19 protein-coding genes are annotated in these 17,524 nt (G+C 60.5%); 13 read left to right on the top strand and 6 right to left on the bottom strand.

The features are described from left to right. Positions 1-47: 47 nt before the first annotated feature. Positions 48-2,513: a glycerol-3-phosphate 1-O-acyltransferase PlsB gene (plsB, locus tag ACJ8IP_RS18445; protein ID WP_046897191.1), complete on the bottom strand. Its 2,466-nt coding sequence runs from the start codon at positions 2,511-2,513 to the stop codon at positions 48-50. Positions 2,514-2,661: 148 nt separating this feature from the next. Between plsB and ACJ8IP_RS18440 the strand changes: the two genes are divergently transcribed. The 4 genes from ACJ8IP_RS18440 to ACJ8IP_RS18425 all read left to right on the top strand — a co-directional run bounded on the left by ACJ8IP_RS18440 (position 2,662) and on the right by ACJ8IP_RS18425 (position 5,707). Beyond that, positions 2,662-3,030 (top strand): diacylglycerol kinase, encoded by a 369-nt coding sequence (locus ACJ8IP_RS18440; protein WP_015379225.1) that lies wholly within the window; start codon positions 2,662-2,664, stop codon positions 3,028-3,030. 102 nt (positions 3,031-3,132) lie between these two features. Further along, complete coding sequence (gene lexA, locus ACJ8IP_RS18435; RefSeq protein WP_025160136.1) at positions 3,133-3,741, top strand: transcriptional repressor LexA; 609 nt, start codon at positions 3,133-3,135, stop codon at positions 3,739-3,741. Between the two features lie 103 nt (positions 3,742-3,844). Further along, complete coding sequence (dinF, locus tag ACJ8IP_RS18430) at positions 3,845-5,182, top strand: MATE family efflux transporter DinF (RefSeq protein ID WP_442524484.1); 1,338 nt, start codon at positions 3,845-3,847, stop codon at positions 5,180-5,182. Positions 5,183-5,497: 315 nt separating this feature from the next. Beyond that, positions 5,498-5,707 (top strand): CsbD family protein, encoded by a 210-nt coding sequence (locus ACJ8IP_RS18425; protein ID WP_004936743.1) that lies wholly within the window; start codon positions 5,498-5,500, stop codon positions 5,705-5,707. A gap of 102 nt (positions 5,708-5,809) precedes the next feature. Here ACJ8IP_RS18425 and zur read toward each other — a convergent pair whose 3' ends face one another. After that, positions 5,810-6,322 carry a zinc uptake transcriptional repressor Zur gene (gene zur / locus ACJ8IP_RS18420; protein ID WP_413712844.1) on the bottom strand — a complete coding sequence of 171 codons (513 nt, stop codon included), beginning with the start codon at positions 6,320-6,322 and terminating at the stop codon, positions 5,810-5,812. 245 nt (positions 6,323-6,567) lie between these two features. Here zur and ACJ8IP_RS18415 point away from each other — a divergent pair, with 245 nt between their 5' ends. Beyond that, complete coding sequence (locus ACJ8IP_RS18415) at positions 6,568-7,140, top strand: sugar O-acetyltransferase (protein WP_042785466.1); 573 nt, start codon at positions 6,568-6,570, stop codon at positions 7,138-7,140. A gap of 4 nt (positions 7,141-7,144) precedes the next feature. Here ACJ8IP_RS18415 and ACJ8IP_RS18410 read toward each other — a convergent pair whose 3' ends face one another. After that, positions 7,145-7,690: an RNA polymerase sigma factor gene (locus ACJ8IP_RS18410; protein ID WP_033644408.1), complete on the bottom strand. Its 546-nt coding sequence runs from the start codon at positions 7,688-7,690 to the stop codon at positions 7,145-7,147. Positions 7,691-7,708: 18 nt separating this feature from the next. Continuing rightward, on the bottom strand, positions 7,709-8,242 hold the full coding sequence (locus ACJ8IP_RS18405; protein ID WP_042785465.1) for a tetratricopeptide repeat protein: 534 nt from the start codon (positions 8,240-8,242) through the stop codon (positions 7,709-7,711). Positions 8,243-8,444: 202 nt separating this feature from the next. On the opposite strand from ACJ8IP_RS18405, the gene dusA reads away from it, so the two are divergent. Both dusA and pspG read left to right on the top strand, forming a co-directional pair. Next, on the top strand, positions 8,445-9,455 hold the full coding sequence (gene dusA, locus ACJ8IP_RS18400) for a tRNA dihydrouridine(20/20a) synthase DusA (protein ID WP_033644410.1): 1,011 nt from the start codon (positions 8,445-8,447) through the stop codon (positions 9,453-9,455). A gap of 157 nt (positions 9,456-9,612) precedes the next feature. Then, positions 9,613-9,831, top strand: a complete 219-nt coding sequence (gene pspG, locus ACJ8IP_RS18395; protein ID WP_033644411.1) for an envelope stress response protein PspG — start codon at positions 9,613-9,615, stop codon at positions 9,829-9,831. Between the two features lie 299 nt (positions 9,832-10,130). Here the strand turns inward: pspG and ACJ8IP_RS18390 are convergent, their stop codons facing one another. Continuing rightward, entirely contained in the window at positions 10,131-11,114 is a 984-nt protein-coding gene (locus tag ACJ8IP_RS18390) for a quinone oxidoreductase (protein WP_033644412.1), read from the bottom strand. Between the two features lie 167 nt (positions 11,115-11,281). On the opposite strand from ACJ8IP_RS18390, the gene dnaB reads away from it, so the two are divergent. Beyond that, a complete protein-coding gene (gene dnaB / locus ACJ8IP_RS18385; protein ID WP_025160134.1) occupies positions 11,282-12,706 on the top strand; it encodes a replicative DNA helicase in 1,425 nt (474 codons plus the stop codon). Positions 12,707-12,723: 17 nt separating this feature from the next. Continuing rightward, positions 12,724-13,803 (top strand): alanine racemase, encoded by a 1,080-nt coding sequence (gene alr / locus ACJ8IP_RS18380; protein ID WP_047026579.1) that lies wholly within the window; start codon positions 12,724-12,726, stop codon positions 13,801-13,803. A 44-nt stretch (positions 13,804-13,847) separates the two neighbouring features. Here the strand turns inward: alr and ACJ8IP_RS18375 are convergent, their stop codons facing one another. Next, positions 13,848-14,615: a transporter substrate-binding domain-containing protein gene (locus ACJ8IP_RS18375; protein WP_033651220.1), complete on the bottom strand. Its 768-nt coding sequence runs from the start codon at positions 14,613-14,615 to the stop codon at positions 13,848-13,850. Positions 14,616-14,830: 215 nt separating this feature from the next. On the opposite strand from ACJ8IP_RS18375, the gene ACJ8IP_RS18370 reads away from it, so the two are divergent. The 4 genes from ACJ8IP_RS18370 (at position 14,831) to ACJ8IP_RS18355 (ending at position 17,477) form a co-directional block, all read left to right on the top strand. Further along, positions 14,831-15,304: an Lrp/AsnC family transcriptional regulator gene (locus tag ACJ8IP_RS18370; RefSeq protein ID WP_164106559.1), complete on the top strand. Its 474-nt coding sequence runs from the start codon at positions 14,831-14,833 to the stop codon at positions 15,302-15,304. A 79-nt stretch (positions 15,305-15,383) separates the two neighbouring features. Then, on the top strand, positions 15,384-16,577 hold the full coding sequence (locus tag ACJ8IP_RS18365) for an amino acid aminotransferase (protein WP_033644416.1): 1,194 nt from the start codon (positions 15,384-15,386) through the stop codon (positions 16,575-16,577). Between the two features lie 125 nt (positions 16,578-16,702). Further along, positions 16,703-17,119: a secondary thiamine-phosphate synthase enzyme YjbQ gene (locus tag ACJ8IP_RS18360; protein ID WP_016930264.1), complete on the top strand. Its 417-nt coding sequence runs from the start codon at positions 16,703-16,705 to the stop codon at positions 17,117-17,119. Positions 17,120-17,123: 4 nt separating this feature from the next. Continuing rightward, complete coding sequence (locus ACJ8IP_RS18355) at positions 17,124-17,477, top strand: MmcQ/YjbR family DNA-binding protein (RefSeq protein ID WP_019453210.1); 354 nt, start codon at positions 17,124-17,126, stop codon at positions 17,475-17,477. Positions 17,478-17,524 lie beyond the last annotated feature (47 nt).

Here is a 17,524-nt window from a genome sequence, read left to right as displayed (position 1 = left end):
AAAAGGCACCCCTCGGGGTGCCTTTTGTGTTTCCGCGCCGGGTGAAATCACTCGTCTTTCTCTTCTTGCGCATCGGTTTGCGGCAGAGCGTTGGTCTCTTCCGGCATGTTGACGCTTTCGATGGTCAGCTTGATTTCCGGCGTGATCAGATCGCTCAGCATGTTGTACACCTCGAGGGTGTGCTCGCGGATCGCATCGCCGCTGTCGTTGATGTAGCCTTCTTCGCGCAGCGTCGCCACCAGGGTGGAGAATACCGCCTTGTCGAAGAACTCCGGCGCGTTGATGCCGTGCAGCACCGACAGACGCTGCGCCATGATGCGGCTCTCTTTCTCCAGCGCGCCGCGGTTGATGCTCGGGTTGGCGCTGAGGATCGACATGGTGATGGCGTAGCGTTGCAGGGTTTCGCGCACCCCGGCGGCCAGCAGCTGCAGCGGGCGAATGCGCGCCGGGTTCAGCACCAGCTCGTCGCCTTTGTCGCAGATCAGCTGTTGGCGGATCAGCTCGTCGATCATCGGCCGCAGCACGTCCGGCAGCTGCTCCTTGTCGTTATGCAGGAACAGCTCGGCTTTCAGCATCGGGTAAATCATGCCAATCTGGCGCAGCAGTTCGGCGCGCGATACCCGGCGATGATGCATGACGATGCTGGCGATCAGCGACGGCAACACCAGCAGGTGGTGGATGTTGTTGCGGTAATAGGTCATCAGCACCGCCTGCTCGCGCGGCAGAATGATGATGTCGCCGATGTTGTCCTTTTCCACCTCGAACTTGTTCATGTTCAGCGCGTGATCCAGCAGCTCGTCCGGCGTCTGCGACGGTACGGTGACGTCATGCGCGTAAGGCGCGTTGCGCATCAGCTGCAGGTAGCACTCGAGCTGCTCGAGCAATTGTTCGCGGGTCAGCGAACGCTGGCGCGAGGCCAGCAGCGCGGTGGAACACAGGTTCATGGCGTTGGCCGCGGCGGCATTGTTGATGCGCACCATGATCTGGCCGGCGAGATCGTTGACCGTCGGCGTCAGCCAGCTTGGGCGCTGAGCCTCGATCGGATCGATCGACTCGCGCCACTGCGGCACGTGCTGGTTGAGGTAAGCGGTCAACGGCAGTGGTTCGCCGAAGTTGACGTAACCCTGGCCCAGATTGCGCAGTTTGCGCAGGCCGCGCAGCATCTGCAACAGGCTCTCTTTTTCCTTGGTGGCGCCGCGCAGCTCTTTGGCGTAGGTGCCCACTTCCATCACATGCTCGTAGCCGATGTAGATAGGCACCAGCGTGATCGGACGGGCGCCGCCGCGCAGCATCGCCTGGATGGTCATCGACAGGGTGCCGGTTTTCGGTTCCAGCAGACGCCCGGTGCGGGAACGGCCGCCTTCCACGAAGTATTCCACCGAGTAACCGCGGGTGAACAGCTCGCCGAGGTATTCGCGGAACACCGTCGAGTAAAGCTTGTTGCCCTTGAAGGTGCGGCGGATGAAGAACGCGCCCAGACGACGGAAGATCGGGCCGGCCGGCCAGAAGTTGAGGTTGATGCCCGCAGCGATGTGCGGCGGCACCAGGCCCTGGTGATACAGCACGTAGGACAGCAGCAGATAGTCCATGTGGCTGCGGTGGCAGGGCACGTAGACGATCTCGTGGCCGTCCTGCGCCAGCTGGCGCACGCGCTCGGCGTTGGTGACGTTGATGCCCTGATACAGCCGGTTCCAGGTCCAGCTCAGCACGCGATCGGACAGACGCACGGTTTCGTAGGAGAAGTCGGCGGCGATCTCTTCCATCAGCGCGATGGCGTTCTGCTGGGCCTTCTCGTGCGAGATCTTCTTGCTGCGCGCTTCGTCCTCGACCGCTTTTTCGATCGCTTTGGACGCCAACAGCTTGTTGAACAGATCCTGACGGGCCGGCAGGCTTGGGCCTACTGCGGCCAGGCGCTGACGCGAGAAGTGCATGCGCGCCACGCGCGCCAGTTTCTGCGCGATGGTTTTATCCGTGCCGTGTTCGGTGGCCATGCGGCGCAGCGAAACGGTGTTGGAGAAGCGCACGAAGCTGTCGCGGCCGAGCCACAGCACGGCGAAGAATTTTTGCACGCCGTTCAACAGACGCAGGTGCGGCGTGCCGTGGCCTTCGCGGCCCGGCGAGCGGCCGAACATGACCGAAACCGGCAGCATCTGAATGTCGAGATCCGGATTGCTGCGATGCAGATCCAGGTAGTCGTGGAACAGCTTTACCGACTCTTCTTTCGGGGTGTAGTAGCGGAACACGCGCGGGCCGTCGTGAATGAACACGTAGCTCGGCAGCACGGTGCCGTCGATCTCCAGCGCGTTGAGCGGATCGGGCAGATCCTGCGCCAGGCACTGGGTGCGCAGCGTCAGCAAATCCGCCTTGGAATTGTAAGGTAAAACATACAAAATCGGCCGTGAGGGATCCAACCCTAGCTCGGTAACCGGATCTGAAGGGATGACCTTACTTCTTACCAACAATTTAAGTGGTAAATTCAATATTTTATAATAAATTTTACGCCAACCTGACATAACAACGTGAAGCCTCTTGTTAGCAATGCGCCGCAAGCATACCAGAAACCGGGTAGCAGATCTGTGGTGTTCGAAAACCGAGAGCCGTCAGCGCGGACTGTTCTAGACTCTTTTTATTATGACCGACCTCTGAGAAAGGCACGAAAACATGGCAAACCAAGCAACCGGATTGACCCGCATCATCAAGGCCGCCGGCTATTCTTATAAAGGGCTTTCCGCCGCCTGGCAACACGAGGCGGCGTTCCGCCAGGAACTGGTGGTGACCCTCCTGGCTATCATACTGGCTGTCTGGCTGGACGTGGGTGCGATAGCGCGCATTTTATTGATCGGATCGGTGGCGCTGGTGATGATCGTCGAGATCCTGAACAGCGCGATCGAGGCGGTGGTGGATCGCATCGGCAGCGAACACCATGAGCTGTCCGGGCGGGCCAAGGACATGGGATCGGCGGCGGTATCGCTGGCGATCGTACTCGCGCTGTTCGTTTGGGGCACGGTCTTGTGGCAGCATTTTGGCTGACGCAAAGCGCCTACTGACTGATTTTTATTTATTCTTCGGTTCCCAATCCGCGCTTACCTGTATATACTCACAGCAAGACTGTATAAACAAACAGGGGGCGGAATGAAAGCACTAACTACCAGACAGCAAGAGGTCTACGATCTGATTCGCGATCATATTTCGCAAACGGGCATGCCGCCGACGCGTGCCGAGATCGCGATGCGTCTGGGGTTCCGTTCGCCTAACGCCGCCGAAGAGCACCTGAAGGCGCTGGCACGCAAAGGCGTGATCGAAATCGTCTCCGGCGCGTCGCGCGGTATCCGCCTGCTGATGGAAGAAGAAGAAGGGCTGCCGCTGATCGGCCGCGTCGCCGCCGGCGAGCCGCTGCTGGCGCAGCAGCACATCGAAGGGCACTACCAGGTGGATCCATCCCTGTTCAAACCGAGCGCCGATTTCCTGTTGCGAGTGAACGGCATGTCGATGCGCGACATCGGCATTCTGGACGGCGATCTGCTGGCGGTGCACAAAACGCAAGACGTGCGCAACGGCCAGGTCGTGGTCGCGCGCATCGAAGACGAAGTGACGGTCAAACGCTTGAAAAAGCACGGCAACGTGGTTGAACTGCTGCCGGAGAACAACGAATTCCAACCGATCGTGGTCGATCTGCGCCAGCAGAATTTCACGATCGAAGGGCTGGCGGTCGGCGTGATCCGCAACGGCGACTGGATTTAATCGCCGCGCCATCACCGTCGCTCCCTGTATCAATCGCCCCTGTTTTGGGGCGTTTTTGTTTCTGACTTCGCCCTTCGTCACTCTGTCACAGGAACATCCCATCATGCGCCTGATTTCCGCCTTCACCAGCGACACCGATAAAGCCCTGTGGCGCCTCGCCCTGCCGATGATTTTCTCCAATATCACCGTGCCGCTGCTCGGGCTGGTGGACACCGCGGTGATCGGCCACCTCGACAGCCCGATCTATTTGGGTGGCGTGGCGATCGGCGCGGTGGCGACCAGCTTCCTGTTCATGCTGCTGCTGTTCCTGCGCATGAGCACCACCGGCCTCGCGGCGCAGGCGCTGGGAGCGAAGAACCCGCAGGCGCTGGCGCGCGCCTTTATGCAACCGCTGCTGCTGGCGCTGTTGGCCGGGGGGGCGATCGTCCTGTTGCGCTACCCGCTTATTGAACTGGCGCTGCGGAGCGTCGGCGGCGATGGCGAGGTGCTGGAGCAGGCGCGGCGTTTTCTTGAGATCCGCTGGTTGAGCGCGCCAGCGGCGCTGGCCAACCTGGTGCTGCTGGGCTGGCTGCTCGGCGTGCAGTACGTGCGTGCGCCGGTGATCCTGCTGATCGTCGGCAACCTGCTGAACATCGTGCTGGATATTTGGCTGGTGATGGGCCTGGGTTGGAACGTGCGAGGGGCGGCGGCGGCCACCGCCATCGCCGAATATGCCACGCTATTGCTCGGCCTGTGGCTGGCGTGGCGGGTGATGCGTCTGCGTGGTATTACCCTGGCGATGTTGCGTCAGGCCTGGCGTGGCGATCTGCGTCGCCTGCTGGCGCTCAATCGCGACATCATGTTGCGTTCATTGCTGCTGCAGCTGTGCTTTGCGTCGTTGACCATTTTCGGCGCTCGCCTGGGGAGCGATGTGGTGGCGGTTAACGCGGTGTTGATGAACCTGCTGACGTTTACCGCCTATGCGCTCGACGGCTTCGCTTATGCGGTGGAGGCCCATTCCGGCCACGCCTACGGCGCCCGGGACGGCAGCCAACTGCGTAAGGTGTGGCACGCGGCCTGCAGGCAGGCGGGGCTGGTCGCGTTGGCCTTCGGCCTGGCGTATGCCGTTACCGGCCAGCAGATCGTGGCGGCGTTGACCTCCCTACCGGAGCTGCGCGCGTTGGCCGCCCACTATTTACCGTGGCAGGTCATTTTGCCGCTGGTCGGGGTGTGGTGCTATTTGCTGGATGGCATGTTTATCGGCGCCACGCGCGGCGCTGAGATGCGTAACAGCATGGCGGTGGCCGCGGCAGGGTACGGTCTGACGCTGTTCAGCGTGCCGCTGCTTGGCAATCACGGGCTCTGGCTGGCGCTGGCGGTGTTTCTGACGTTGCGTGGCGTGGCATTGGGCTGGATTTGGCACCGTCACCAGGTGCGCGGCAGCTGGTTTACTGCACATTAAACCGGACGTTTTGTTGGGTTAATGGTTAGCTTTTCTTATGATTTTGGTCATGTTTGCTTACATGTTTTCAGCCTTGATCTGTTCGCGTTAGTTCGTTGTTTGTTAGCGTTTTTTGTTTTTATTTTGTTTGTTGATGGTTTTTTATTCTGTGTTTTGGCTTTTTTATTTCCATGTTTAACTAGAATGAATCATGTGGCTGGTAAATGAAGGGGAGCGGTGCTTCTTAAGGTGAAGGAAGCATCGGCCAGAAAAATTTCTGGTTAACCCCGGCCGGCGACAGGGATCACTGATTCACCACAGGTTAACGGAGAGACTATGAATAAAGATCAAGCCGACGGTAACTGGAAGCAGCTGAAAGGCAAAGTGAAAGAGAAATGGGGCAAGCTGACCGATGACGATCTGACGGTCATCGAAGGGAAACGCGAACAGCTGGTCGGCAAAATTCAGGAGCGCTACGGTTACCAGAAAGAGGCGGCCGAAAAAGAGGTGAAGGCCTGGGAAGATCACACCAAACACCGCTGGTAACACGCAGGGCCGCCACTGACGGCGGCCGGCAACAGCGCAGGCCGGCGTCGCTCCATCCTCTGGCGCCCCGGCCGCAGGTACAGGGAAGTACCTGACTTCGTCTTACTTCTTCTTGATGGCGATGCTGTGATCGTGTTCGGCGCAGTCATGCTTGCTGTCACAAGCTTCAACTTCAACGCAACCGGCGCACAGACCGTGCGCTTCCACCACGCTGTGCCGCAGTGCAAATCCGGCTTCCTGCGCCAGCTTCTGCAGCGTTTCCTCCACGCCTTCGGTGGTGCGTTCGGTCACCTGGCCGCAGCGGTCGCAGATAAACAGCGCGGACGTATGCATCGGCTGTTCGAAATGGTGGCACAGCACGTAGCTGTTGGCCGACTCCACTCGATGGATAAACCCTTGCTCCAGCAGAAAATCCAGCGCGCGGTATACCGTCGGCGGCTTGGCCTGCGGTTCGGCGATGCGCAGCAGATCGAGCAGGTCATATGCGCTGATTGCACCGGGTTGCTGAGTCATCAGACGCAGCACTTCCAGCCGTTGCGGCGTCAATCGCACATTGCGTTGCTGGCAGAGGCGTTCAGCCTGCGCCAGCAGCTTTTCCTGGGTGGTTGAGTTCATCGCAAATATCCCGGTACGTAAAAAAGCCGATTTTACCATGATTACGGCGAATCGCCGAGAGTTGCCCCCTTTTCCCCTGATGATAGCGCAGGGAAAGGCGCGTCGATCGCGCTAAAAGAGAGATGCGTCACAACTTTTCCCCGCCGTCGGGCGGCAAATCAACGTTGCCGGTTTTAGCGCTGGAGAGCGGGGGGCGAGCGCGGTATAACGCCTTTCACCCGCGTGATGAGCAGGAGCCCTGTGTGATGACGGAAAGAGAGAAGCTGTTAAGCGGCCTGGAGTACAACAGCCGCGATGAAGAACTGATCGGGATGTACCATCGGGCGAGGGCGTTGATCAAAAGCTTGGGGGCGCTGGACTCGCATCAGGCGGACGAGAAAAACCGCCTGCTCGGTGAGCTGTTCGGCGCCTGGGGGGAGGCGAGCTGGATTGAAACGCCATTCTGGTGCGACTACGGGCAGCATGTCCGCATCGGTAAAAACTGTTTTATCAACGTCAACGCGGTGTTCCTTGACTGCAATACCATCACCATCGGCGACAACACGCTGATCGGCCCCAACGTGCAAATTTATACGCCGAGCCACCCGCTGAAGGCCGCAGAGCGCTTCACCGGCGATCCGGATTTCCCTTTCCGCACCTCGGCGCAGCCGGTGTCCATCGGCAACAACGTCTGGATCGGCGGCAACGTAGTGATCCTGCCGGGAGTGACCATCGGCGACGGCACCACCATCGGCGCGGGCAGCATCGTCACCGGCGACATCCCGGCCAACGTGCTGGCACTGGGGCAGCCATGTCGGGTTATCCGCTCGTTGGAATAGGGCGTTATCGACGAGCAGGAGGCAAGGGGGCGGGATGGCGTTCTTTGCGGTGCGGGCCGTCGTTTGCCAACGGGCGGTCATCGGCCAATGCCAGGCGTGCGGCCGCCAAACGGCTCATGACGGTGCCGATCGGCACCGCCAGCACTTTTGCGGCCTCCCGGTAAGACAGCCCTTCGACATACACCAGAAACAGCGCGTTGCGCTGGGCCGTCGGCAGCCGGCTGACGCGCCGCATCACTTCATGGAGCCAGACCGGCTGTTCGCCGTTGTCCGCATCGCCCAGCTCTTCCGCCGCCATGCAGCCTTGCCCCTGGCGAAGATGTTGGGCGCGAACTTCATTGAGCCAAATGGAGTGCAAGATGGAAAACAGCCAGCGATCCAGGTGTGAACCGGGGGTGAATTGCGCGGCGCGCTCCAGCGCACGCAGGCAGGTGGCCTGCACCAGATCGTCGGCGACATCCCGCCGGTGCGAGAGCACCAGCGCATAGCGCCACAGGCGGGAGAGATAGTGGCCGAGTTCATCGCGTATCGCATCGCCGCTGATAGTCACCTCCGCAGGCGCGTCGGATCACGATTCCGGGTGGCGGTCGATGGCCGCCGCCAAATCGCGGTACTCCTCGCACCCGGTGCCGCACAGCGACTGGATCACCTGCAGCTGTTGGCGAGCCAGATCGGGCCGGCCTTTCAGCATATAGGCTTCCCCCAGGTACTCGCGCACTTTGGGGTATTTCGGATCGAGGGCTACTGATTTTAAATAATAGCCGATCCCTTCATCGGTGCGGCCAAGCTTGCGCGTGGCGTAGCCACGATAGTTCAGCGCAACGGCGGTGTTGGGATTTTTCAACGTATTGAGCATATCGAGCGCTTCCTGATAACGGCCGCTTTTCGCCAGTGCATAGGCGTAGTTAGTGCGGTCGGCGTCGTCGACCTTGCCGCTTTTATCTACCATGCAAGTCTGAGTTTTGCTGTCGTAGACCTGGCCTTTCGGACAGGTTGGCGGGGTTTGGCCGCTGCCGTCGCCGCCCATCGCCAGCGCCGCGCCGGACAACAGCAGGCAGCCGGCAATGGCCGATGCCAGCAGGCGTTTAATGAAGCTGTTCATGGTTATGTCCTCAAGGCAGAGGCGCCGTGCGCGCCCGTAATGAGATAACACCTGAACGAGCGGGTTTATTCGCCTTGTCTCCGCTTATTTTTGCCGGCGGCAAGCGGGTTTTCCCAACGGCGCCGATTGTCGTTATAATAGCCGTTTGCGGCCGCGTGCCGTTCGTTGAACCCAGACAGACTCAGGTAGCCAGTAACTCAGCATGACGAAAGACAACCACGCCCCAACCTACGCCGCCAATCGTTTCTCCATCGCGCCGATGCTCGACTGGACCGATCGTCATTGCCGTTACTTCCACCGCCTGCTGACCAAGGAAACGCTGCTGTACACCGAGATGGTGACCACCGGCGCGATCATCCACGGCAAGGGCGACTATCTGGCCTACAGCGAAGAAGAGCATCCGGTGGCGCTGCAGCTGGGCGGCAGCGATCCGGCCGCGCTGGCGCATTGCGCCAAGCTGGCGGAGCAGCGCGGTTACGATGAGATTAACCTCAACGTCGGCTGCCCGTCCGATCGGGTGCAAAACGGCATGTTCGGCGCCTGTCTGATGGGCCAGGCGGCGCTGGTCGCCGATTGCATCAAGGCGATGCGCGACGTGGTGTCGATCCCGGTGACGGTGAAGACCCGCATCGGCATCGACGATCAGGACAGCTACGCCTTCCTGTGTGACTTTATCGAGACCGTCGCCGGGCGCGGCGAGTGCGACATGTTCACCATCCACGCGCGCAAGGCCTGGCTCTCCGGCCTCAGCCCGAAAGAAAACCGCGAAGTGCCGCCGCTGGACTATCCGCGCGTCTATCAGCTGAAGCGGGATTTCCCGGCGTTGACCATCGCCATTAACGGCGGGGTGAAAACGCTGGAAGAGGCGCGGCAGCACCTGCAGCACTTGGACGGCGTGATGATGGGGCGCGAGGCGTATCAGAATCCGGGTATCCTGGCGCGGGTCGACAGCGAACTGTTCGGCGCGCAGACCGCGGTGCCGGACAGCGTGGCGATCGTCGAAGCGCTGTATCCGTATATCGAGCGCGAGCTGTCTAACGGCACCTATCTTGGCCACATTACTCGCCATATTCTCGGTCTGTTCCAGGGCGTGCCGGGCGCGCGCCAGTGGCGTCGCCATCTGAGCGAGAACGCCCACAAGCCGGGCGCCGATGCGCGGGTGGTCGAGCAGGCGCTGGCGCTGGTGCGTCAGCCGCGCGTCGAAATGGCGTAATCCACAAAAAATTTGACCAACAGTTAGTCTTTTTCGCCAGGCGTTCGGTGCGTTACCGGATGCCTGTCCTCTGTTTTCAATGGGTTAGCCCATCCGCCGTTCTGGCACGCTTCTTGTAATCCACTCTGCAGATACGTTGTATTGCAAAGGAGCAATCATGTTGGAAATCTTCTTTCTCATTGGTTTTGTGGTGATGCTGATGGTGACCGGCATCTCGCTGCTGGGGATCTTCGCTGCGCTGTTGGTGGCGGCGGCATTCATGCTGTTGGGCGGGCTGTTCGCGGTGGTCATTAAGCTGCTGCCGTGGCTGATTTTGGCGGTGGTTGGGGTATGGATTTACCGTTCAATGCAGAAACCCCAGATCCGGCGTTACTGATTTTTTGCTGAATAATCAGACAGTCACACTGAAACTTGCACAATTTCCCGCACCGCGAATGCGGCAGCGATCACAGCTTGGCAGTTTTCCCCGGCGATGTGGCACATAAAGCGTGTTTTTTGCCGGACGGGGCTGTTAGGATGTGGGTCGATGCAGTGATGCGACCGATTTCATCACCGTGAGAGACACCTAAAATTCGTGTTGCTAAAGCAACCCCTGTCTCTGGCGGACTCTGCTCTACCCCTACAAAACGCAGTAACAGAAAGGGCTCCGCAAGGAGCCCTTTTCTTTGGCCGCGATCAGGGGATCAGCAGGCTGGAACCGCTGGTGCTGCGGCTTTCCAGCACCTGGTGCGCACGCTGGGCGTCGGCCAGCGCGAATTTCTGCTCGTCTCTCACCTCCACCCGAATGGCGCCGCTGCCGATCAGCGAGAACAGCTCGTTGCTGGCGTACTGCAGCTCGGCGCGGTTGGTGATGTAGCCGTTGAGGGAAGGGCGGGTGACGTACAGCGAGCCCTTCTGATTCAGCAGCGCCAGATCAACGCCGGTCACCGGGCCGGACGCGTTGCCGAAGCTGACCATCAGGCCGCGCCGCTTCAGGCTGTTGAGCGAGGCCTGCCAGGTGCTTTGCCCCACCGAATCGTACACCACGCCGACCTTCTCGCCGTGCGTCAGCTCGGCCACCCGCTGGGCGATATCCTCTTTATGGTAGTTGATGGTGGCCCAGGCGCCGGCCTGCTTCGCCAGCGCCGCCTTCTCGTCGGAGCCGACGCTGCCGATCAGGCGCGCGCCCAGCGCTTTGGCCCACTGACAGGCGATCAGCCCGACGCCGCCGGCGGCGGCATGGAACAAAAATACTTCACCCGGCTGCACTTCGTGGGTCTGGCGCAGCAGATAGTGCACCGTTAGCCCTTTCAGGAAAGAAGCGGCGCCTTGCTCAAAGCTCAGGTTGTGCGGCAGCAGCGCCACTTTCTCTTCCGGCACGTTGTGGATCTCGCTGTAGGCGCCGAGCGACGACTGCGCATACACCACCCGGTCGCCCGGTTTGATCGCGCTGACCCCGGCGCCGACCTTGACCACCACGCCGGCCGCTTCGGTGCCGAGGCCGCTCGGCAGGCTGGCCGGCGCGTACAGCCCGCTGCGCACATAGGTGTCGATGTAGTTGATGCCGATCGCCTTGTTCTCGATCTGCACTTCACCGGCAGCCGGATCGAGCGGTGTAAAATCAACGTATTGCAAGACTTCCGGTCCGCCGACGGCGGAGAATTGAATGCGCTTGGCCATTGGGTTACCTCGTTGGAGTGTCTGATTTCACCCTATTCTTTTTAGTATCGGAGATCCAGTTCGCCCGTGCGGGGTTCAATACCTTTTTTGCATCGGTTATGACGCAAAAATCACGTATACTCTCGCGTCAGGATCCTTCATTCGCAACCGGATAAAGACTACGTTTCATGGCAGGAAAAAAACCAACCAACAAAACAAACGCGGACGAAACCAGAGAGCGTTCCAGAGATCGTCAGATGGAAGGGCTGAAGATGCCGCCGCACTCGCTGGAGGCCGAGCAGTCGGTGTTGGGCGGTTTGATGCTGGATAACGAGCGTTGGGACAACGTGGCGGAACGCGTGGTCGCCAACGACTTCTTCAGCCGCCCGCATCGCCTGATCTTTACCGAGATGCAGCGTCTGCTGGAGATGAGCAAGCCTATCGACCTCATCACCCTGTCCGAATCGCTCGAACAGAAGGGCGAACTGGACTCGGTGGGGGGCTTCGCCTACCTGGCCGAGCTGTCGAAAAACACCCCGAGCGCCGCCAACATCGGCGCCTACGCCGACATCGTGCGCGAGCGGGCGGTGGTGCGCGAAATGATCTCGGTGGCTAACGAAATCGCCGACGCCGGCTACGATCCGCAGGGGCGCAGCAGCGAAGACCTGCTCGATCTGGCGGAATCCCGCGTATTCCAAATCGCCGAGAACCGCGCCAGCAAAGACGAGGGCCCGAAGGGCATCGAACGCATCCTGGAAGACACCGTCTCGCGCATCGAACAGCTGTATCAGCAGCCGCATGACGGCGTGACCGGGGTCGATACCGGCTATCAGGACCTCAACAAGAAAACCGCGGGCATGCAAAAGTCCGATCTGATCATCGTCGCCGCCCGTCCATCGATGGGGAAAACCACCTTCGCCATGAACCTGTGCGAAAACGCCGCGATGACCCAGGAGAAACCGGTGCTGATCTTCAGCCTGGAGATGCCCGGCGAGCAGATCATGATGCGTATGCTGGCGTCACTGTCGCGCGTGGATCAGACGCGCATCCGTACCGGCCAGCTCGACGACGAGGACTGGGCGCGCATTTCCAGCACCATGGGCATCCTGCTGGAGAAGCGCAACATGTACATCGACGACTCCTCCGGCCTGACGCCGACCGAGGTGCGCTCGCGCGCGCGGCGCATTTTCCGTGAACACGACGGGCTTAGCCTGATCATGATCGACTACCTGCAGCTGATGCGCGTGCCGGCCTTGTCCGACAACCGTACGCTGGAGATCGCCGAGATTTCGCGCTCGCTGAAGGCGCTGGCGAAAGAGCTGCAGGTGCCGGTGGTGGCGCTGTCGCAGCTGAACCGAAGCCTGGAGCAGCGCGCCGACAAACGCCCGGTCAACTCCGACCTGCGTGAATCCGGCTCCATCGAGCAGGACGCCGACCTGATTATGTTCATCTATCGTGATGAGGTGTATCACGAGAACAGCGATCTGAAAGGGATCGCGGAAATTATTATCGGTAAGCAGCGTAACGGCCCCATCGGCACCGTGCGCCTTACCTTTAACGGCCAGTGGTCGCGTTTCGATAACTACGCGGGGCCACAATACGATGACGAATAATCAGCTAAGGAACTGAAATGAAAGCGGCAACCGCTGTAATCGACCGCCGCGCTCTGCGACATAATCTGCAACAGGTGCGCCGCCAGGCGCCGCAAAGCCGCCTGATTGCCGTTGTGAAAGCAAACGCTTATGGACATGGCCTGCTGGAAACAGCACACACCCTGCAAGACGCTGACTGCTACGGCGTGGCGCGCATCGGCGAGGCGCTGATGCTGCGCTCCGGCGGCATCGTCAAGCCGATCCTGTTGCTGGAAGGCTTCTTCAGCGCCGAAGACCTGCCGGTGCTGGTGGCGAACAACATCGAAACCGCGGTGCACAGCATCGAACAGCTCGAGGCGCTGGAACAGGCCGAGCTGGCGCGCCCGGTGCCGGTGTGGATGAAGCTCGATACCGGCATGCATCGGCTGGGGGTGCGTCCCGAACAGGCGGAAGCGTTTTATCAGCGTCTGTGCGCCTGCCGCAACGTGGCGCAGCCGGTCAATATAATGAGCCACTTCAGCCGCGCCGACGAGCCGGAGTCCGACGCCACCCTGAAACAGATCGCCTGCTTTGAGCAGTTCGCGCGCGGCAAACCGGGCCAGCGCTCGGTCGCCGCCTCCGGCGGCACGCTGCTGTGGCCGGACGCCCACAACGAGTGGGTGCGCCCCGGCATCATTCTGTACGGCGTGTCGCCGTTGGATAGCGGCAGCGGCGCCGAGCATGGTCTGCAGCCGGCGATGACGCTGAAATCCAGCCTGATCGCGGTGCGCGAGCACAAGGCTGGTGAAGCGGTGGGCTATGGCGGCACCTGGATCAGCCCGCGCGATACTCGCCTTGGCGTGGTGGCGATGGGGTACGGCGACGGCTACCCGCGCAGCGCGCCGACCGGGACGCCGATCCTGATCAACGGCCGCGAAGTGCCGATCGTCGGCCGGGTGTCGATGGACATGATTTCGGTCGATCTCGGGCCGGACGCCGCCGATAAGGTAGGGGATGAAGCGGTGCTGTGGGGGCCGGCGTTGCCGGTCGAGCGCATCGCCGCCTGTACCGGCATCAGCGCTTATGAACTGATCACCAAGCTCACGCAGCGCGTGGCGATGGAATACATTGGCGACTGATACGCCGCAGGGGCCGACGCGCGTCGGCCCCGTTTCTCAGCGGGTTACTTCTTTACCGCCAACCACTTGTCGATAACCTTCTGATACTCGCCGGTCGCCTTGGCCAGGTGCAGCCACTGATCCACATACAGTTTCCAGCTCAGATCGTCGCGCGGCAGCATGTAAGCCTTTTCGCCGTACTGCATCGGTTTGGTCGGATTCACCGCGCACAGCTTCGGATAGCGCTTCTGCTGGTACAGCGCCTCGGAGGCGTCGGTGATCATCACGTCCGCCTTGCGATCCACCAGCTGCTGGAAAATGCTCATGTTGTCGTGCGTCAGCGTCAGCTTGGCTTTTGGCAGATAGGCGTGCACGAAGGCTTCGTTGGTGCCGCCCGCCGGTTCCAGCAGACGCACCGACGGTTTGTTGATCTGTTCTATCGTGCGGTATTTCTTCACGTCGGTGCAGCGCACCAGCGGAATTTTGCCGTCGGTATCCAGCTTGTCGGCGAAGAACACCTGTTTTTGTCGCTCCAGCGTGACGGAGATGCCGCCCATGGCGATGTCGCACTTGCCGGAGGCGAAGTCCGGCGTCAGGGTTTTCCAGCTGGTTTTCACCCACTTCACCTTGGCGCCCAGGCTCTTCGCCAGCGATTCCGCCATGTCGATATCGATGCCTTCATAGCTGCCATCTTCCTTGAGGAAGGTGTAGGGCTTGTAGTCGCCGGTGGTGCAGACCTCCAGGGTCTTTTGCTGCAGCACTTTGTCCAGGTGGGATTGCGCGCCGGCGCTGCCGGCGGCGAGCAGCAGCGCGAGAGGGAGTAACTTTTTCATCTGGCGTCCTTTTTATACATTCGTGGTTTTATGCGTTACTTCGCCGTTAATTGTCGTTTGCCTGCATGAGTTAGCCGTTTTTTATGCCGCTTACCGGCGAAAACGCCGGGCGTTGCTGCTGTACGCGATTTAAGCGCCAGGGTGTGACGTCGGCAACGGTAAAAAAACTGGTAGGCTGTAACGTCAACATTTATTAACACAGTTTACAGGTGGCTATGTACAACATTGACGATTTTGATATGAAAATCCTGACGCTGTTACAGGCCAACGGCCGTTTGACCAATCAGGAGCTGAGCGAACTGGTGGGGCTTTCCGCTTCCCAGTGTTCACGGCGGCGCATCAGCCTGGAGCAGGCGCAGCTGATCCGCGGCTACCACGCGCGGCTGGCGCCGGAGGCGGTCGGCCTGGGGCTGGTGGGGCTGATTGAAGTCAGCCTGATCACGCACGCTCAGGAGCAGATCGACAGCTTTCATCAGATGCTGGAGGAGGTGGACGCGATCCTGGACGCTTACAAGACCACCGGCGACGCCGATTACCTGCTGAAAGTGGCGGTGGCGGACCTGCCGGCGCTGAGCGAGTTCATCAGCCAGACGCTGTCGCCGCACAAAAGCGTGGCGCATATCAAAACGGCGGTGGTGCTCAATCGCATCAAGGAAAACGGTTTGTTGCCGGTGACGCGAGAAAGCTGAAACCGAATGCGCTTTTCCGTCTATATTAGGAACGTAACGCTGTGCCCAAACCACAATAAATAAACCAGGAGAAAAAAACGTGTTCCAGAACGTTGACGCCTATGCCGGCGATCCCATTCTGTCGCTGATGGAAAAATTCAAACAAGACCCGCGCGCGCACAAGGTGAACCTGAGCATTGGCCTGTACTACGATGCGCAGGGCGTTATTCCGCAGATGCGTGCGGTCGCCGCGGCGCAAGCGCAGTTGAACAGCGTCGAGCACGGCGCCTCGGTATACCTGCCGATGGAAGGGCTGCAATCCTACCGCACCGCCATCCAGCATTTGCTGTTCGGCGAGCAGCACCCGATGCTGCAGCAGGGGCGCATCGCCACCATTCAGACCGTCGGCGGTTCCGGCGCGCTGAAAGTGGGCGCCGACTTCCTGAAAAGCTACTTCCCGAATTCGCAGGTGTGGGTCAGCGATCCCACCTGGGAAAACCACGTCGCCATCTTCAGCGGCGCCGGTTTCAAGGTGAATACCTATCCGTATTTTGACGGCGAAAGCCTGGGCGTGAAGTTCGACGCCATGCTGGCTGCGCTGAAACAGCTGCCGAAGCATAGCATCGCGCTGCTGCATCCGTGCTGTCACAACCCGACCGGCTCAGACCTGACCCCCGCCCAGTGGGACGAAGTGATCAAGGTGATCGCCGATCGTGAGATCATTCCGTTCCTCGACATCGCCTATCAGGGCTTCGGCGGCGGTATGGAGCAGGACGTCTACGCCATTCGCGCCATTGCGGCGGCCGGCTTGCCGTGCCTGGTGAGCAACTCGTTCTCGAAGATCTTCTCACTGTACGGCGAGCGCGTCGGCGGCCTGTCGGTGGTGTGCGAAAGCGAAGAAGCGGCCGGGCGCGTGCTGGGCCAGCTGAAGGCGACCGTGCGCCGCAACTACTCGAGCCCGCCGAACTTCGGCGCGCAGCTGGTAGCTAAAGTGCTGAACGACGCTGAGCTGAAAACCCAGTGGCTCAATGAAGTGGAAAGCATGCGCACCCGCATTCTCGAAATGCGCCACGCGTTGGTGGACACCCTGAAGAGCGCGCTGCCGCAGCGCAACTTCGATTACCTGCTGGCGCAGCGCGGCATGTTCAGCTACACCGGCTTCAGCGCGGCGCAGGTCGATCGCCTGCGCGAAGAGTTCGGCGTCTACCTGATCCACAGCGGCCGCATGTGCGTGGCCGGCCTGAACCACGACAACGTGCGTCAGGTAGCCGAGGCGTTTGCTGCGGTGCAGTAACGCCTGTTAGTCTGAACGGACGTTCATCGGGAGCGATAGCGATATCGCTCCTTTTTTATTGCCGGCGCGCCGCCGAAGTTGCCGCAAACCGGAGAGAGAATATACTGATTGAGGGGCGCTCACTCATGTGGCATCAGCAAACGCTAATCCTCAGCGCAAAAGCGCGTGGCTTTCATCTGGTTACCGACGAGATCACCAACCAGTTAACCCACTTACACCGCCTGCAAACCGGCCTGCTGCATCTGTTGCTGCAGCATACCTCGGCCTCGCTGACGCTCAACGAGAACTGCGATCCCACGGTGCGAGCCGATATGGAGCAGCATTTTCTGCGTCAGGTGCCGGAAAACGCCCCCTATCAACATGACTACGAAGGGCCGGACGACATGCCGGCGCACATCAAATCCTCGCTGCTGGGCGCTTCCTTGACGCTGCCCGTCAGGCACGGGCGGCTGATGTTGGGCACATGGCAGGGCATCTGGCTGGGGGAGCACCGCATCCACGGCGGAGCACGCCGTATTGTGGCCACATTACAGGGGGAATAACCCAATGAATAACAGCGCATTGCTGGAGTACTGCATGGCGAAGCCGGGCGCGGAGCAAAGCGACCAGAACCAGTGGCAGGCCAGCCAGATCAAGGTGGGCGACGTGATGTTCGCCATGGTGTGTGAAGTGGAAGGGCGGCCGGCGCTGGCGGTCAAGTCCAGCCCGGAGCTGGCGGAAAGCCTGCGCGAACACCACCCTGAGATCGTCGCCTGCGACGGCCTGAACAAGGCCCACTGGAATACGGTGTTTCTCGACGGCAACCTGCCGAACTCGCAGTTTTATACGTTGATCGACAGCTCCTATCAGCTGGTGGTGGAAGGCCTGCCCGAACACGTGCGCCAGGAACTGCGCGCCTGATTGCCGGGCGGCGCCGCCGCCCGTTTTCTCCTGCTTTCTCGCGTTAA

Source organism: Serratia sp. CY52157 (assembly GCF_052168495.1).
In the GTDB taxonomy this organism is placed as follows: domain Bacteria; phylum Pseudomonadota; class Gammaproteobacteria; order Enterobacterales; family Enterobacteriaceae; genus Serratia; species Serratia ureilytica.
This window is presented reverse-complemented; position numbering and strand designations above follow the sequence as displayed.

Excerpts from the sequence above, each read along its gene's own strand:
- plsB (WP_046897191.1), bottom strand. The coding sequence starts at position 2,513 with ATGTCAGGTTGGCGTAAAATTTATTATAAAATATTGAATTTACCACTT.
- ACJ8IP_RS18440 (WP_015379225.1), top strand. The coding sequence starts at position 2,662 with ATGGCAAACCAAGCAACCGGATTGACCCGCATCATCAAGGCCGCCGGC.
- lexA (WP_025160136.1), top strand. The coding sequence starts at position 3,133 with ATGAAAGCACTAACTACCAGACAGCAAGAGGTCTACGATCTGATTCGC.
- dinF (WP_442524484.1), top strand. The coding sequence starts at position 3,845 with ATGCGCCTGATTTCCGCCTTCACCAGCGACACCGATAAAGCCCTGTGG.
- ACJ8IP_RS18425 (WP_004936743.1), top strand. The coding sequence starts at position 5,498 with ATGAATAAAGATCAAGCCGACGGTAACTGGAAGCAGCTGAAAGGCAAA.
- zur (WP_413712844.1), bottom strand. The coding sequence starts at position 6,322 with ATGAACTCAACCACCCAGGAAAAGCTGCTGGCGCAGGCTGAACGCCTC.
- ACJ8IP_RS18415 (WP_042785466.1), top strand. The coding sequence starts at position 6,568 with ATGACGGAAAGAGAGAAGCTGTTAAGCGGCCTGGAGTACAACAGCCGC.
- ACJ8IP_RS18405 (WP_042785465.1), bottom strand. The coding sequence starts at position 8,242 with ATGAACAGCTTCATTAAACGCCTGCTGGCATCGGCCATTGCCGGCTGC.
- dusA (WP_033644410.1), top strand. The coding sequence starts at position 8,445 with ATGACGAAAGACAACCACGCCCCAACCTACGCCGCCAATCGTTTCTCC.
- pspG (WP_033644411.1), top strand. The coding sequence starts at position 9,613 with ATGTTGGAAATCTTCTTTCTCATTGGTTTTGTGGTGATGCTGATGGTG.
- ACJ8IP_RS18390 (WP_033644412.1), bottom strand. The coding sequence starts at position 11,114 with ATGGCCAAGCGCATTCAATTCTCCGCCGTCGGCGGACCGGAAGTCTTG.
- dnaB (WP_025160134.1), top strand. The coding sequence starts at position 11,282 with ATGGCAGGAAAAAAACCAACCAACAAAACAAACGCGGACGAAACCAGA.
- alr (WP_047026579.1), top strand. The coding sequence starts at position 12,724 with ATGAAAGCGGCAACCGCTGTAATCGACCGCCGCGCTCTGCGACATAAT.
- ACJ8IP_RS18375 (WP_033651220.1), bottom strand. The coding sequence starts at position 14,615 with ATGAAAAAGTTACTCCCTCTCGCGCTGCTGCTCGCCGCCGGCAGCGCC.
- ACJ8IP_RS18370 (WP_164106559.1), top strand. The coding sequence starts at position 14,831 with ATGTACAACATTGACGATTTTGATATGAAAATCCTGACGCTGTTACAG.
- ACJ8IP_RS18360 (WP_016930264.1), top strand. The coding sequence starts at position 16,703 with ATGTGGCATCAGCAAACGCTAATCCTCAGCGCAAAAGCGCGTGGCTTT.
- ACJ8IP_RS18355 (WP_019453210.1), top strand. The coding sequence starts at position 17,124 with ATGAATAACAGCGCATTGCTGGAGTACTGCATGGCGAAGCCGGGCGCG.